This window comes from Rugosimonospora acidiphila, from assembly GCF_039543385.1.
In the GTDB taxonomy this organism is placed as follows: Bacteria; Actinomycetota; Actinomycetes; order Mycobacteriales; family Micromonosporaceae; genus Rugosimonospora; species Rugosimonospora acidiphila.
The window spans coordinates 307,825-322,541 of record NZ_BAABJQ010000007.1; the positions used below are offsets into that span (position 1 = coordinate 307,825).

Annotated in this window: 15 protein-coding genes; 8 read left to right on the forward strand and 7 right to left on the reverse strand. The window is 69.2% G+C overall.

The window, feature by feature from the left end; all coding sequences use genetic code 11:
* The first annotated feature begins 213 nt into the window (after positions 1-213).
* From ABEA87_RS15330 to ABEA87_RS15345, 4 genes are all read left to right on the forward strand, one after another.
* Positions 214-2,832 (forward strand): beta strand repeat-containing protein, encoded by a 2,619-nt coding sequence (locus ABEA87_RS15330; RefSeq protein WP_345630075.1) that lies wholly within the window; start codon positions 214-216, stop codon positions 2,830-2,832.
* A 167-nt stretch (positions 2,833-2,999) separates the two neighbouring features.
* Positions 3,000-3,455 carry an ArsR/SmtB family transcription factor gene (locus tag ABEA87_RS15335; protein ID WP_345630077.1) on the forward strand — a complete coding sequence of 152 codons (456 nt, stop codon included), beginning with the start codon at positions 3,000-3,002 and terminating at the stop codon, positions 3,453-3,455.
* Positions 3,456-3,578: 123 nt separating this feature from the next.
* Positions 3,579-4,637, forward strand: a complete 1,059-nt coding sequence (locus ABEA87_RS15340; RefSeq protein WP_345630079.1) for a cation diffusion facilitator family transporter — start codon at positions 3,579-3,581, stop codon at positions 4,635-4,637.
* Between the two features lie 106 nt (positions 4,638-4,743).
* Positions 4,744-5,952 carry a hypothetical protein gene (locus tag ABEA87_RS15345; RefSeq protein ID WP_345630081.1) on the forward strand — a complete coding sequence of 403 codons (1,209 nt, stop codon included), beginning with the start codon at positions 4,744-4,746 and terminating at the stop codon, positions 5,950-5,952.
* Between the two features lie 281 nt (positions 5,953-6,233).
* Here the strand turns inward: ABEA87_RS15345 and ABEA87_RS15350 are convergent, their stop codons facing one another.
* Positions 6,234-7,634: a dihydrolipoyl dehydrogenase family protein gene (locus ABEA87_RS15350; protein ID WP_345630083.1), complete on the reverse strand. Its 1,401-nt coding sequence runs from the start codon at positions 7,632-7,634 to the stop codon at positions 6,234-6,236.
* A gap of 403 nt (positions 7,635-8,037) precedes the next feature.
* Here ABEA87_RS15350 and ABEA87_RS15355 point away from each other — a divergent pair, with 403 nt between their 5' ends.
* The 3 genes from ABEA87_RS15355 to ABEA87_RS15365 are packed head-to-tail and all read left to right on the forward strand — an operon-like array spanning position 8,038 to position 9,678.
* The gene (locus ABEA87_RS15355) at positions 8,038-8,640 is read left to right on the forward strand and encodes a sulfite oxidase-like oxidoreductase (RefSeq protein ID WP_345630084.1); all 603 of its coding nucleotides are present in this window, start codon (positions 8,038-8,040) and stop codon (positions 8,638-8,640) included.
* Positions 8,641-8,660: 20 nt separating this feature from the next.
* Complete coding sequence (locus tag ABEA87_RS15360; protein WP_345630207.1) at positions 8,661-9,386, forward strand: ferredoxin reductase; 726 nt, start codon at positions 8,661-8,663, stop codon at positions 9,384-9,386.
* A 1-nt stretch (position 9,387) separates the two neighbouring features.
* Positions 9,388-9,678 carry a DUF6510 family protein gene (locus ABEA87_RS15365; protein ID WP_345630086.1) on the forward strand — a complete coding sequence of 97 codons (291 nt, stop codon included), beginning with the start codon at positions 9,388-9,390 and terminating at the stop codon, positions 9,676-9,678.
* A 15-nt stretch (positions 9,679-9,693) separates the two neighbouring features.
* On the opposite strand, the gene ABEA87_RS15370 is transcribed toward ABEA87_RS15365, so the two are convergent.
* Positions 9,694-9,918: a hypothetical protein gene (locus ABEA87_RS15370; RefSeq protein WP_345630088.1), complete on the reverse strand. Its 225-nt coding sequence runs from the start codon at positions 9,916-9,918 to the stop codon at positions 9,694-9,696.
* Positions 9,915-10,589 carry a sigma-70 family RNA polymerase sigma factor gene (locus ABEA87_RS15375; protein WP_345630090.1) on the reverse strand — a complete coding sequence of 225 codons (675 nt, stop codon included), beginning with the start codon at positions 10,587-10,589 and terminating at the stop codon, positions 9,915-9,917. Before ABEA87_RS15375 ends, ABEA87_RS15370 begins: the two co-directional genes overlap by 4 nt.
* 185 nt (positions 10,590-10,774) lie before the next feature.
* Between ABEA87_RS15375 and ABEA87_RS15380 the strand changes: the two genes are divergently transcribed.
* On the forward strand, positions 10,775-11,905 hold the full coding sequence (locus ABEA87_RS15380; RefSeq protein WP_345630092.1) for a lactonase family protein: 1,131 nt from the start codon (positions 10,775-10,777) through the stop codon (positions 11,903-11,905).
* A 74-nt stretch (positions 11,906-11,979) separates the two neighbouring features.
* On the opposite strand, the gene ABEA87_RS15385 is transcribed toward ABEA87_RS15380, so the two are convergent.
* The 4 genes from ABEA87_RS15385 to ABEA87_RS15400 all read right to left on the reverse strand — a co-directional run bounded on the left by ABEA87_RS15385 (position 11,980) and on the right by ABEA87_RS15400 (position 14,710).
* Entirely contained in the window at positions 11,980-13,212 is a 1,233-nt protein-coding gene (locus ABEA87_RS15385; protein WP_345630094.1) for a cation:proton antiporter, read from the reverse strand.
* Positions 13,209-13,706 carry a cation:proton antiporter regulatory subunit gene (locus ABEA87_RS15390; protein WP_345630096.1) on the reverse strand — a complete coding sequence of 166 codons (498 nt, stop codon included), beginning with the start codon at positions 13,704-13,706 and terminating at the stop codon, positions 13,209-13,211. The genes ABEA87_RS15385 and ABEA87_RS15390 overlap by 4 nt, the downstream gene beginning before the upstream one ends.
* A gap of 114 nt (positions 13,707-13,820) precedes the next feature.
* Positions 13,821-14,225, reverse strand: coding sequence for an arsenate reductase ArsC (locus ABEA87_RS15395; RefSeq protein WP_345630097.1), 405 nt, complete (start codon positions 14,223-14,225; stop codon positions 13,821-13,823).
* An 11-nt stretch (positions 14,226-14,236) separates the two neighbouring features.
* The gene (locus ABEA87_RS15400) at positions 14,237-14,710 is read right to left on the reverse strand and encodes a GNAT family N-acetyltransferase (RefSeq protein WP_345630209.1); all 474 of its coding nucleotides are present in this window, start codon (positions 14,708-14,710) and stop codon (positions 14,237-14,239) included.
* Positions 14,711-14,717 lie beyond the last annotated feature (7 nt).

The window sequence follows — 14,717 nt, forward strand, 5'->3', positions numbered from 1 at the left end:
ACAGCCGGGTGGTCCGATGGTGCCGCCGGCTATTCACGTATCGCGGATCCGATCCGTCAGTGTCGACTTCGTTACACTCGGTAACCCTAGGCGTCCATACCTTGGCACCACCAGCGGTGGCGTCGCTGCCGGCCGTTCGGCTAGGCACCCGCCATCCCGGCTCAACCGAGTTCTCCCATCCCGGACTGCGCACCAATGTCGAAGGGGAACCTCATGCTCAGGCGCCTCGCCCTGCTCGCCCTCGCCGTCCTGACGGCCGGCACCATCGCCACACCGGCCGCCATGGCCGGGCCACCCGTCGCCCGGCCCGCCGCCGACATCACCATCAAGGCCGGCGACTCGATCACCGCCTCGGTCTCGGTGCCGGGCCTCACCGCCACCTACTCCTTCGCCGGCACCAGCGGCCAGCACGTGACCTTCGATGTGTCGGCGAGTGCCTGGGGAGCGAGCGGCACCGCCACGCTCAGCCTGCTCAACCCCAACGGGGGCTTGCTGAATTACTTCACCATGGGCGGCAGCGGAGGATTCGGCGATTTCAACCTCAACGCCACCGGCAACTGGAAGGTGGTCGTCGACCCGGCGGGCACCGCGGTCGGCTCGGCCACCTTCAAATTCGCCTTCGACGTTCCCGGCGGCACGCTGGCCTCGGGTCAGTCGGTGAACAGCAGCATCGGTACCCGTGGCCAGAATGCCAACTACACGTTCTCGGGCACTGCCGGGCAGCATGTGACGGTGGATGTGTCGGCGACGGGTTGGGGGGTCAATGGTTCGGCGAGTATCAACCTGTTGAATCCGAGTGGTGGTCTGCTGAACTACTTCAATATCAGTGGCAGTGCGACGTTCGGTGACTTCGTGTTGAACGCTACTGGTACGTGGACGTTGAAGTTGGATCCGACGGGGGCGGCGACGGGTTCGGCGACGTTCAAGTATTCGTTGGATGTCAACGGCGGCACGCTGGCCTCGGGCCAGTCGGTGAACAGCAGCATCGGTACCCGTGGCCAGAATGCCAACTACACGTTCTCGGGTACCGTTGGGCAGCATGTGACGGTGGATGTGTCGGCGACGGGTTGGGGGGTCAATGGTTCGGCGAGTATCAACCTGTTGAATCCGAGTGGTGGTCTGCTGAACTACTTCAATATCAGTGGCAGTGCGACGTTCGGTGACTTCGTGTTGAACGCTACTGGTACGTGGACGTTGAAGTTGGATCCGACGGGGGCGGCGACGGGTTCGGCGACGTTCAAGTATTCGTTGGATGTCAACGGCGGCGGTCTGACGTCGGGTAGTGCGGTGACGACGAATATCGGTATTCGTGGCCAGAATGCCAACTACACGTTCTCGGGTACCGTTGGGCAGCATGTGACGGTGGATGTGTCGGCGACGGGTTGGGGGGTCAATGGTTCGGCGAGCATCAACCTCTACAACCCGACCGGCGGGTTGCTGAACTACTTCAACATCAGCGGCAGCGCGACGTACGGCGACTTCACCCTGAACGCCACCGGCACCTGGACCCTGCGGCTGGACCCGGCCGGTGCCGCCACGGGCGGAGCCACCTTCACCTACAGCACGGACATCGTGGGCGCCCAACTGGTACCCGGCGCCACGGTGTCGACCGCCATCGGCATCCGTGGCCAGCACGCCACCTACACCCTGGCCGGCACCGCGGGGCAGCACGTCACCTTCGACGTGTCACAGACGTCGTGGTCGGGTGGCCCGAACTACGCGACCGTCAACCTCTACCGCCCCGGCGGCGGATCGTTCAACTACTTCACCATCAGCGGCAGCGCGACGTACGGCGACTTCTACCTCGACACCCCGGGCACCTGGACCGTCGTCATCGTCCCGGGCGGAGCGTCCACCGGGTCGTTGACGTTCACCTACGCCCTCGACGTCGATGGCGGCAACCTGACCCCGGCCGTGCCCGTCTCCACCACCATCGGCATCCGTGGCCAGAACGCGAAATACACCTTCTCCGGCACCAGTGGCCAGCACGTCAGCGTTGACGTTTCGCAGACGTCGTGGCCGGCTTCGCCGGGCTACGCGTCGGTTGAACTGGTGAATCCGACCGGTGGGTTGTTGAACTACTTCACCATCAGCGGCAGCGCGGCGTACGGCGACTTCGTGCTCAACGCCACGGGCACCTGGACCGTTGTGCTCGACGGTGCCGGAGCGTCCACCGGATCGGCGACGCTGACCCTGGGTGTCGACATCAACGGCGGGAGCCTCGTCTCGGGCAACCCCGTTACGACGACCATCGGCATCCGTGGCCAGAACGCGGTCTACACGTTCTCGGGCACCAGCGGTCAGCATGTCAGCGTTGACGTTTCGCAGACGTCGTGGCCGGCTTCGCCGGGCTACGCGTCGGTTGAATTGGTGAATCCGACCGGTGGGTTGTTGAACTACTTCAACATCAGCGGCAGCGCGACGTACGGCGACTTCACCCTCAACGCCACTGGCACCTGGACGCTGGTGGTAGACGGGGCGGGGGCGTCCACGGGTGCGGCGACGTTCACCTTCGTCAACGATATCGACGGTGGCGCCATCGTCGCGGGGCAGGCGGTCACCAGCACGATCGGCTTCCGCGGCCAGAACGCGAGATACACCCTGTCCGGTACCAGTGGGCAGCAGGTGACGGTGACCGTCTCGTCGGCGTCCTGGGGGACCGGCTCGGCGAGCATCGGCCTCTACAACTCCAGCGGCGGGTTGTTGAACTACTTCTACATCTCCAACTCGCCCGCGACCGGAACCTTCACCCTCAACGCCACGGGCACCTGGACACTGGTGGTCGACGGGGCAGGGGCATCCACCGGATCGGCGACCTTCAGCTACGCGTGAGTGCACCGGCGGCGCCGCCGTCCATCGGTGATGGACGGTGGCGCCGCGGCTCCGGGCGCCGTCGCGATGGCTCCCCGAACGGGATTGGTCCAACCGTCAGTTGTGGAGGCCAGTATGCGCATACACGCAGATACGCAAGCAGGAGAGTGGTGAGGTATGTTATCCGGATGCACAAGACGTTGGCCGACTTCGAGATGCCCAACGACGAGCAGGTCCACCTGGCCGCCGAGACGTTCCGGCTGCTGGCCGATCCCACCCGCTTGAAGATCCTGTGGGCGCTACTGCAGGGCGAATCGAACGTCGCGTGCCTGGCCGAGCTCGCCGGAGCCGCCCCCGCCGCCGTCAGTCAGCACCTCGCGAAGCTACGCATGTCCCGGTTGGTCAGGGGCCGCCGCGAGGGCACCTTCGTGTACTACTCGGCCGAGGACACCCACGTGCGGGGTCTGCTCGCCCAGGCGCTGCATCACGCTGACCACCTCGAGCGGGACCTCCCCGACCCGCACGCCACGGACACGTCAGCACCGCACCTCGACGACGAGACCGAGCCGGCGACCGAGCCCGCGCCGGCGCGGCGTGTCAACAAGCCCGCGAAGGCACGCGGCACCTCGGCGCGGCGGGGCTGACCTCCCGGCCGCAGCCGTGCTCCTGGCGAGGTTCGTGCCGCCGCTGGCCTCGACTCGTCCACTGTGGCCGCAGCCGGCAGCGCCGTCACCACTGGGATTGCGTGGAGTTGAGAGGCTTGTCGCATGGGACACCGACACGAGGGCTCCAGCCACGAGCACGGGAACGACCACGAGCACGGGCACGACCACGAGCACGGCGGTTCCGGGCATGACGGGCACAGCCACGGCGTATCGGCCGATGCCGATCGCCGTTGGTTGAGTCTGGCGCTGGGGCTCATCGCCTGTTACATGGCCGGTGAGGTGGTCGTCGGTTTCGTCGCCGGGTCGCTGGCACTGCTGTCCGACGCGGCGCACATGCTGACCGATGCCGGTGCGATCGTGCTGGCACTGGTCGCGATGCGGCTGGCCGTCCGCCCGCCCAAGGGTGGTTACACCTACGGGCTCAAACGGGCCGAGATCCTCTCGGCTCAGGCCAACGGGGTCACCATGCTGGTGCTGTCGGTGTGGTTGGGGATCGAGGCGGTACGGCGGCTGCTGCACCCACCCGCGGTCACCGGCACGCTGGTGCTGGTGACCGCGTTGGTCGGTGTCGCGGTCAACCTCGCCGCGGCCTGGGCGATGAGCCGCGCCAACCGGGCGAGTCTGAACGTCGAGGGGGCGTTCCAGCACATCCTCACCGACCTGTTCGGTTTCATCGCCACCGCGCTCGCCGGACTGGTCATCGTGATCACCGGGTTCTCCCGGGCGGACGCGATCGCCACCCTCGTCGTGGTGGTGCTGATGGTCAAGGCCGGCATCGGCCTCGTCCGCGCGTCCGGCCGCATCTTCCTCGAGGCGGCCCCGACCGGTGTCGACCCGTCGGAAGTCGGTGGGCGGCTGGCCGCGCAGGCCGACGTGGTGGAGGTACACGACCTGCACGTCTGGCAGATAACCTCCGGGCAACCCGCCCTGTCCGCACACGTGCTCGTCGCCGAGGGCGCCAACTGCCACGCGGTGCGCGCGGGGATCGAGGACATGCTGCGCCGCGAGTACCACCTCACGCACAGCACTCTGCAGGTCGACCACGCGGACACCGACCCCACCGTGTCCACCGGCTACGAGGTGAACCTCGACGACCCGGACGGCCATTGCACCGACGCGCACGGCGCGTCCTACCGTCCGGGCCTCACCGGGCAGGCGTGACCCGGCGCCGGGCCAGCCGATCCACGCAGCGGGATCGCGGGGCGCTTACGGTTGCCGAGGGTGGCTACCGTGACGGATCGACAATGATCCGCGAGGAGAGAATCGGATGGCCGACCCCCTGCATCCCACGCTCATGACGAAGGTCCGCGCCACGCTGGCCGGCGAACGCGACACCCTGCTTCTGGAGGCCCTTCGCACGGCGGGGCGTGCCGCCTACGACGAGCTGCTGACCGCGGAGGAACTGCGCGATGAGCTGACCGCGGCCGGTACGCCCCTGTGGGACGCTCCCACGGCCACCGGGAGCCAGTTCCTCGCCGCCTGGAACGCCTTTGTCCTGCAGACCCTGGGCGAGGCGTTCCTCGACGCCGACTACACCGCCAACCCCGGCACGATCGGCTACGTTCCGCGGGTCACGTTCGATCAGACCGCGGCGTGGCTGTCGGCCGTGGAGGGATGGGTCTCCCGCGCCCGGCAGGCCCGGGCCAACCCGGACTACGACATCAGCGCCGAACTCGCTCTGCCGGCCGGGTTGCCCGCGTGGGCGCGGGTCGAACCATGCCCCGCCGAACATCTCGCCGCGCTGCTGGCCGCCATCCCACCGGTCCGCGAGCACATCGAGGTCGCCCTGCACACGCTGCGGCATGCCGGTGTGCCGAAGCAGCATCAGCCGGCCGTCAACCAGCTCAACCAGCTCGCCGTGCGGGCCGCCACCGCCGCCGACTACGCGGTGAGCCTGCGCACCGAGCGCCACCACCCGGGGCTGCACGAACTGATCGAGAACAACCTGAAGAACGCCCTGGAGTTGTGGTTCCACATTGGACAACTCGCCGCGATGCCGCGGCTGCTGGTCAGCTACCAGGAGCTGCGTCCGGTCCCGCGGCCGGACATCGCCACCATGCCCGGCGGATCTCGATTCGATCCGTGGTGCCTGACCGACCGTGCCACCGTTCGACGCTGGCAGGGTGACCGCAAGGCCAAGCAGGCGATCGCGGAGTTGTGGCAGTACGATCCCGACCCGGCCGCGACCCTCGCGCTCAAGGCGCAGATCGACGTCGCCGTTGCCGCCGGTGACGTGGTCTACTACCGCACTCGCGGAGGCAGCACCTGCTACTACGAATGCCCCTGGTCGCCGCTGTACGAGGTTCGCCGGCCCACCCGGATCGCCGGGCATTCCCTCAAGGTCCTGCAACAGTTCACCCTGCAGGCCGCGGCCGACAACGTCCTGCGCGGCGGCGCCTTCCAACGCGGGATCATCATCGGCCCCTTCCAGCCGACCAACGAAGTCGAGTACTGCGACCCCGACGGCCTGCACTGACCGGGGTTGCAGTCCCAGGCGTTGGGCAGCACCAGCGGCCGGTCGGGACGGTGCAGCGAGCGGAAGTGCAGGACGTGTTCGTGATGCGCGTTGGTCATGGGCCCATCAAAGCGCCGGGCGGGTAGCGGGTCTGGCGGTTATCGGACGTGAACGCTCGTGGTCGGGTCGGTGGCTCGCGGTGGAGCTTCGCGCACCGAAGCGGCTGCGGCGCGGTCGCCGCCCGGAACAGGCTGTTCGCCCGGACGACGTCCGGGCGAACAGCCTGGCGAAAATCAGCCGCTCTACGGTTCGTCGGTCCGCACGATGGTGGCGAGTACGTCGTTGAGCGCCTCGGTCGAACTGGGATGGGTGTAGACGGCGTCGCGCAGCTCGGTCGCCGTGATCCCGTGCCGGATCGCGAGCGCGACAGTGTTGATGATTTCCTGCGCGTCCACGCTGAGCAGTGCGGCGCCGAGGATCTCGTCGGTGCTGGCGTCGATCACGAATTTCATCATGCCCCGGGTCTCTTCGACCGCGTACGCCCGAGGCATCGCCAGGATCTCGGCGACGGGCTGACTGGCGATCGCGACGCGGTAACCCGCCGCGCGGGCCTCCTTCTCGGTCATTCCCACGGTTGCCAGCGGAGGAGTCATGAACAGGGTGTGCGGCACGGCCAGCCGGTCGGTCGTCGAGCGCCGTGCCTGACCGGTGAGTTGGTCGAGCACGACGCGGCTGTCGTCGAGCGACAGGTAGGTGAACTGCGGCCCGCCCCGGACATCGCCGAGGGCGTAGATGTGCGGCTGGCTCGTGCGCAGGTGCTCGTCGACCTCGATGGCACCGGCCGAGGTGGTCCTGATGCCGGCGGCGTCCAGTCCGAGGTCGTGCGTTGCCGGTATGCGACCGGCGGCGGAGAGGATGGCGTCGACGTCGATGCTGTGTTGCTGGCCGTCCTTGCCGTACAGGATCGTCGCACCCTGTTCGCCGTCGCGTACCTCGATCACCTGTGCGCCGGTGATGATGTGGATGCCCTCACCGGTCAGGATGCCTTCGGCCGTGGCGGCCACGTCATCGTCTTCGCGGGACAGGATCCGGTCCGCGTGTTCGAGGATGGTGACCTCGGAGCCGAACGCGCCATAGATCGAGGCGAACTCGATGCCGAGGTACCCGCCGCCCAGGACCGCCAGCCGCTTCGGCAGGGTGGTCGTCTCGATGAGGTCGGTGCTCGACAGAGTACGGCGACTGGCGGCCAGCCCCGGAATGTTCGGGACGACCGGCTCGGAACCAGTGTTGATCAACACAGTGTCGGCGGTGACGGTGAGGCGATCGTCGGAGGTGACGACGCTCACGGAGTGCGGGTCGAGGAAGGTGGCGCGACCCGTGATCACCGTCACCGTGTCCAGGCTGTCCAACGTGTCGAAGTTGCCCTGACGCATCATTTCCCGGATGGACTGGACCTCCCGGACCGACCGCTCGTACCAGTCCTGCGCCCGGTCCTCTGGCCGCCGCTTGTGGGAGCGGTGGACGAGTCCCTTCGTCGGTACGCAGCCCACATTGGGGCAGGTGCCGCCGTACATGCGCGCCGAGCGCTCCACCACCACGACGCGTTTGCCGAGCCGACCCAGCTTCGCGGCGACGGCCTTGCCCCCCTTGCCGAAGCCAATGACGAGAACGTCGGCGTGGACAGTCTGGTCTGCAGTACTCATGTCTCCGGTCTCTCGCGAGCCTAGTGTGATTGGTGATCAACGCGGGGAGTGGTCACCGCGCACCCGTTCGGGTTCATCCGCCTTCCCATCTGCCGGTCGCGACGGCATGCCGTCCGCGACCTGATCCAGATGGCGCCCTGCGAGCGTACTCAACGGCCGGCCGGCGTTTGATTCGAACGGCTTATGCCCGCGATAAGTGAAAACGATGGGGGAGGGGCCGCCGGTCGAGCGATCTTTGATCTCATCGTGCCGGACCGGCCCGCGAAGCGGAGCCGGGTTCGTTCGCCGTTTGGGTCCCACTTGAGTGGGTAGGCGGGTCCCGGACCGGCGCGCGCCGCCGCCGGTCATCGTCGTGGGCTTCCGGCGACCGCTCGGATCGCTCGGCGCCGATCGGAGGGTGTGCATGGCCGGTGTGGTGACCCGGGGATTCAAGGGCAGGCGTGACCCGTCCGCACCGAAGCTTCCGCCCGGGCAGTACCTGACGCGGGACTTCCCGGTGCTGTCCGCCGGCCCCACCCCCGAGATCCCGCTGGACCAGTGGCGGTTCACGATCACCGATGAGACGGGGGGGCGGCACGCCTGGCGCTGGCAGGAACTGCTTGACCTGCCCAGCGAGCAACCGACCCTCGACATCCACTGCGTGACCAAGTGGTCGAAACTGGGGACCCGGTGGGAAGGCGTCTCACTGGACACCTTGCTCTCATCCGTCGGCACCTCGGCGACCCACGCGCTGGTGCACTCCTATGGCGGCTACTCGACCAACCTGCCCCTGGCCGATCTGCGGGACGGAAAGGCCTGGATCGCCTACCGGTACGAGGGCGAGGACATCCCCGGCGAACACGGTGGGCCGGCCCGGCTGCTGGTACCGCACCTGTACTTCTGGAAGTCGGCGAAGTGGGTCTGCGGGATCGAACTGCGTGCCGAGGACACCCCGGGATTCTGGGAGACCATGGGGTACAACAACTACGGCGACCCGTGGCGCGAGCAGCGCTACACGGGAGACTGAGTCGCGTGGCCGCGCAGCCCATGCACTGGTTGCCCGCCAAGGCCGAGGATTTCCGCGAGGAGACCGCGACGACGCGCACGATTGTCTTCGACGCGTCCGGCTGGTCGGGCCACCTGGCCGGTCAGCACGTCGACGTGAGACTGACCGCCGAGGACGGGTACCAGGCCGAACGCAGCTACTCGATCGCGAGCCCGCCGGACGGACAACGGGTCGAGCTGACCGTCCAGCGGGTCCGAGACGGTGAGGTGTCGCCCTATCTGGTGGGAGAGATGCGGGCCGGCGACGAGGTGGAGCTGCGTGGACCGGTCGGTGGCTGGTTCGTCTGGCGCCCCGAGGAGTCCGGGCCGGTGCTGCTGATCGCGGGCGGATCGGGCATCGTGCCGCTGATGGCGATGGTACGGCAGCGGGCCCGGGTGGGCAGCCCGACCGCGTTCGCGCTGCTGTACTCGGTGCGCTCCCCGGACGAGGTGTTCTACGCCGAGGAGCTGTCCCGGCTGTCCGGGCAGGGCGATGGGCTCAACGTGTCGCTGCTGTACACGCGTTCGGCGCCGGAGGGAACCAGCCGGCCGGTGGGTCGGATCGGCCCGGACGATGTCATGGGCGTCAATCTGCCACCCCGATCGGACGTTCGGGCCTACGTCTGCGGCCCTACCGCGTTCGTGGAGGCGGTGGCCGGATTGCTGGTGGCTCAGGGGTATGACCAATCCGCGATCCGGACCGAACGATTCGGCCCGACGGGAGGCTGAGATGACCATCGACGATGACGGGAAGTCGGGATATGTCGACGGCAACGCCGTCGCCGGCGCACTTGCCGAGGCGTTCCGGGCCGAGGTCTCGACCATCGTGCTGACCTGCGTTTCGTGCGGTGGGGTGGGACGGTTCGCGGAGCGGCACGTCTACGATCACGGACCCGGCCTGGTTGTGCGGTGCCCGGACTGCGGTGAGGTCAACGCGCGTGTCGTGCGTACCCCGTCGGACATGTGGCTGGATCTACGGGGGTCCCTGTCCTGGCGGATCCCGATGCCGCCGGGATCCTGACCAGGGCGCGAGCGGTCACTCCGTCGGGTCGCGCACGGCGTGCAACAGCCCCTCGAAGTCCTGCTCGCAGGGGCCACACGCGCGCAGGTGAGCCGCGACGCCCGGGTACCGGCGAGCCGCCTCGACGGGGTCCGTGACCGCGAGGTCAACGTAGACGTGCAGGATGCCCATCGCCTCCTCGCACCCCACGTCGCGCGGATCGGTGTGCAGGAAACGATCGATTGCCGACCAGTCGCTCATGAACGCCCCGCAGTGTCCTGGTGCAGATACCCGCCAGCGACCAGCGCGGCCCGCAACTTGCGTCTGGCGTCGAACATGGTCTTGTAGATCGCGTTCCGGTTGGTGCCCAGCCGCGCGACCAGGGCGTCCAGCGGAACGGCGTTGAGCACGAGCGCGACGAACACCTGCCGCTGGTGGTCGGTGAGTTCCGTGTCCACCGCGTGACGCAGCGCGTCCATCAGCTCCCGCCACTCGGACTGCGTGGCCGGCGCCAGCCCGAAGCGGTCCGGCAGCCGGTCCCAGTCCTCGGCGTCCATCCGCACCTCGGGATCGCGCCAGAAGTGCCGGCCGACCTTGGTCGACACCTCGAAGACGACGAACCGGTATGCCCAGGTGGTGAACTGGCTCTCCGCACGGAACTGACCGAGCTTCCCGACGATCGCCAGCAGTGCGTCGTCGGCGGCCTGGTGAGCCAGGTCCTCGAACTCGGGACCCTCGACGCGCAGCTGCCCAGCGCGGCGCCGCAGTTCGCCGCGCGCCACCCGCAGCAGCAGACCGTGCAGCCGGGACAGAGCGGCCTCCCGCTCGGCTCCCACGCCGCCGAGCGACCGCACCCACGCGTCCGACTCCGGATCGAGCCGGCGCGGCGAAGCGTGACTCCCGTCCACGCCAGGGTTCACAGGCACCACCACGCAGCGATCCTACGAGTCGCCGCGTCGTCGACCGGGTCGCGGTCGACGCCCGCACCGTTACCGGCCCTGACCGCAAGAGGTTACGGACCACTTAACGGCCGGCATGGGAGCGCGCCCGGCGGTAAGACGCCGGGGGTGCCCGATGCCAACCATGCGTCCGACAGGTAGACCCCAGAGGAGAAGTCATGGGTAGCACCGCTCGAATCACCGGAATCGCCGGCCTGGCGCTGGCGGCCACCGCGCTGGTCGCCGCGCCCGCGGCGGCCTCGCCGTCGCATTCCACCGCCGGTGCGCTGTTCGTCCAGACCGACAACGTGAGCGGCAACGCGGTTGTCGCCTACGACCGTGGCGTGGACGGCAGCCTGCGCCGGGCCGGTACCTATCAGACCGGCGGTCGAGGCGGAGCGCTGAACGGCTCCGTCGTCGATCACCTCGCCTCGCAGGGCTCGCTGGCCTACGACCGCGCTCACGGCCTGCTCTACGCCGTCAACGCCGGCAGCAACACCATCAGCGTATTCGACGTGCACGGCGACAAGCTCACGCGCCGCCAGCAGATCTCGACCGGCGGTGACTTCCCGGTCAGCGTCGCCGTGCATGGCAACCTCGTCTACGTGCTCAACGCGCGCAGCGGCGGATCGGTGCAGGGTTTCCTGCGCGTGGGCGACCTTCTGGTACGCGTCCCCACCTGGCACCGTGCCCTCGGGCTGGAGCCCGTCACGGACGCCAACGAATTCACCCACACGCCGGGTCAGGTCGCGTTCACGCCCGACGGCGGCAAGCTGCTGGTGACGACCAAGGCCGACGGTAACGACATCGAGGTGTTCGGCGTTGACCGGTTCGGCGGGCTGGCCGCCAAGCCGGTGGTCAACTCCGACCCGGACGCGGTGCCGTTCGCGGTCGCCTTCGACTCGCGCGGTCGCGTGGTGGTCGCGGAGGCCGGCCCGAACGCCGCGGCCACCTTCGCGCTCGGCCGCGACGGCAAACTCACCTACCTCTCCCGTACGCCCACGGGGCAGGCGGCCACCTGCTGGATCGTGGTCACCGACGGGCACTTCTACCTGTCGAACGCGGGCAGCGGCACCCTGTCCGGCTACCAGGGCCGGCCGGACGGCAGCCTCACGCCGCTGGGCACCACCGGCACCGACCCGGGCACGGTGGACGCGACCGTGTCGTCCGACGGCCGGTACCTGTACGCCCAGACCGGTGCGGCCGGCGTCGTCGACGAGTACCGGGTGACCCGGGACGGCGCCCTGACCGAGATCGGATCGGTCACCGTACCCGGCGCGACCGGTGGCGAGGGGATCGTCGCCTCCTGACCCGGCGCCACGGGGTGACGCCGCCGGCCGGCAGCGGCGTCACCCCGGACGCGACAGCGGAGCGGCACCCGCGATCACCCGGCCTCGTTGCCGGTGCGGTTTCCGATGGATGCGTCGGGTGGCGGTGCGGACGCGGCCGGGTTGCGTGGCCGGCCCAGCTTCCGCTTGAACCAGGCGAGGTCGGGTACCCGGGCCAGCGGTGGACCGACCACCACGGTGATCAGCACGTACGCGGTGGCCAGCGGCGCGATGCGTGGGTTCGCCACCGTCGACGCGGCGGCCAGACCGGCGATCACGATGGAGAACTCGCCGCGCGGTACCAGCGTCAGGCCGGCCCGCCACCGGCCCGGCCGGCCGATGCCGGCGCGCCTGGCCGCCAGGTACCCGGTGAGCACTTTGGTGATCGTGGTGACCACCGCCAGGCCGGCCGCGGCCAGCAGCACCGGGGGAATCTGCCGGGCGTCGGTCGACAACCCGAACGAGACGAAGAAGATCGCCGCGAACAGGTCGCGGAGCGGCGCGATGAGGGCCGCCGCGTTGTGCGCGACCGAACCGGACAGGGCGATGCCGACCAGGAAGGCGCCCACCGCCGCGGAGACCTGCACCCGGTCGGCGAGCCCGGCGATCAGCAGGGTGAGCCCCAGCACCCCGAGCAGCAGGGCCTCGGGGTCGTCGGCGCCGACCGCCGCGCTGATCGCCCGGCCGTACCTGGTGGCGGCCGCCAGCACCCCGGTCACCACGGCCAGGGCGATGACCAGCGCGACCAGCCCACCCGAGAGCCCTCTGCCGGCCAGCAGCGCGGTCAGGATCGGCAGGTACAGGGCCATCGCCAGGTCCTCGATGACCAGTACCGACAAAATGGTGGGTGTCTCCCGGTTGCCCAGCCGCCCCAGGTCGCCGATCACCTTGGCGATCACTCCGGAGGAGGACACCCAGGTGACCCCGGCCAGCACCACGGCCCCGGTCGGCCCCCACCCCAGCAGCAGCGCCAGCCCGGCACCGGGCAGGGCGTTGAGCAGCCCGTCAACCACCCCGGCGGGGGCCGCGGCGCGCAGGTTGCCGAGCAGTTCGTCGGCGTTGTACTCCAGACCGAGCATGAGCAGCAGGAGGATCACGCCGATCTCGGCGACGATCGACAGGAACTGTTCGCTGGCGGACAGGGGCAGCAGGCCGCCGTGGCCGAAGGCCAGCCCGCCGAGCAGGTACAGCGGGATCGGCGAGATGTCCCAGCGGCGGGCGAACCGGCCCAGCAGACCCAGCCCGAGCAGGACCGCGCCGAGCTCGATCAGCAGGACCGGGTCGCTCACGCCTGCTGGCCGGACAGGATCGAGACGAGCCGATCCAACCCTTCCCGGGTACCCACCGCCACGACCACGTCGCCGTCGGCGAAGACGAATTCGGGCCCGGGCGACGGGTGTACGTCACGATCCCGGATGACCGCCACGATCGAGGCGCGGGTACGGGTGCGGGCCTGGGTGTCGGCGAGTCGCCGCCGCGCCCAGGGTGAGCCGCTGCCGAGCGCGATCTGTTCGGTGAACAGCCCCTCGACGTCGTCGGCCAGGCGGGACAGCCGGGACAGCACCACCGAGGAGCCGAGCAGCTCGGCCAGGGTGTCCGACTCGTCATCGGTGAGCGGTACCTGCGCCGTGCACGCGTCCGGGTCGTCATAGTCGGACACGACCAGGTCCCGCCGTCCACCGCCGCGCCGGGAGATCACGCCTATCCGGCGCCCGGACCCGGTGAGGATGTCGTGGCGTGTCCCGATTCCGGGAAGGGCCGTCTTTTCCACACGCACTGCCATCGGTCCACGCTACCGCCGGCCGGTACCGGAAGGTCGGATCCCGGCCCGTGCGGCCCCAGCATCCGCTTCGGGGTCGGTCCCGGTCCGGCGTGGCGGGCGGCGATCCCGTATCCGTCAGTCGGTCAGCAACTGCCCGGTCAGAACCTGGATCCGGTCGCGGATCTCGTCGCGGATGCGCCGTACGGTGTCGATGGGTTGCCCGGCGGGGTCGTCGAGCTTCCAGTCCTCGTAGCGCTTGCCGGGGAAGTGGGGGCAAGCGTCGCCGCAGCCCATGGTGATGATGACGTCGCTGCCGCGCGCGGCGGCGACGTCGAGCACCCTGGGTACCTGGTCGGTGATGTCGATGCCGACCTCGCGCATCACGGCCACCGCGACCGGGTTGACCTGCCCGGCCGGTGCGGTACCCGCCGAGCGGATCTCGATCCGGTCGCCGGCCAGCTGCCGTAGCCACCCGGCGGCCATCTGGGAACGGCCGGCGTTGTGGACGCAGACGAACAGCACGCTCGGTCTGTCGCTCATATTCGGTTCCTTCAGTCGATGGTGGGGCTGCGGCGTTCGATGGCGACCACGTCGCGCCAGCGGCCGTGGTGACGGCCGACCCGTTCCCGGGTGCCGACGACCCGGAAGCCGCAGGTCCCGTGCAGGGCCAGGCTCGCGGTGTTTTCCGGGAACACCCCCGATTGGATGGTCCAGATCCCGGCGCGTTCGGTGGAGTCGATGAGGGTTTGGAGCAGAGCCCGACCGACGCCACGGCCGCGCGCATCCGGATGGACGTACACGGAATGCTCCACCACGCCCGCGTACACGCAGCGGTCGCTGACCCGGCTACAGGCGACCCACCCCAGCACCTCGCCCCGGTCGCCAACGGCAACGTAGCGGTGCTCCGGTAGCCGGGTCGCGGTGAACGCGTCCCAGGTGGGAGTCTCGGTCTCGAAGGTGGCGTGTCCGGTGGCGATGCCCTGCCGGTAGATGTCGAGTACCGACGGGGCGTGCGGATCGGTCATCGCGGCG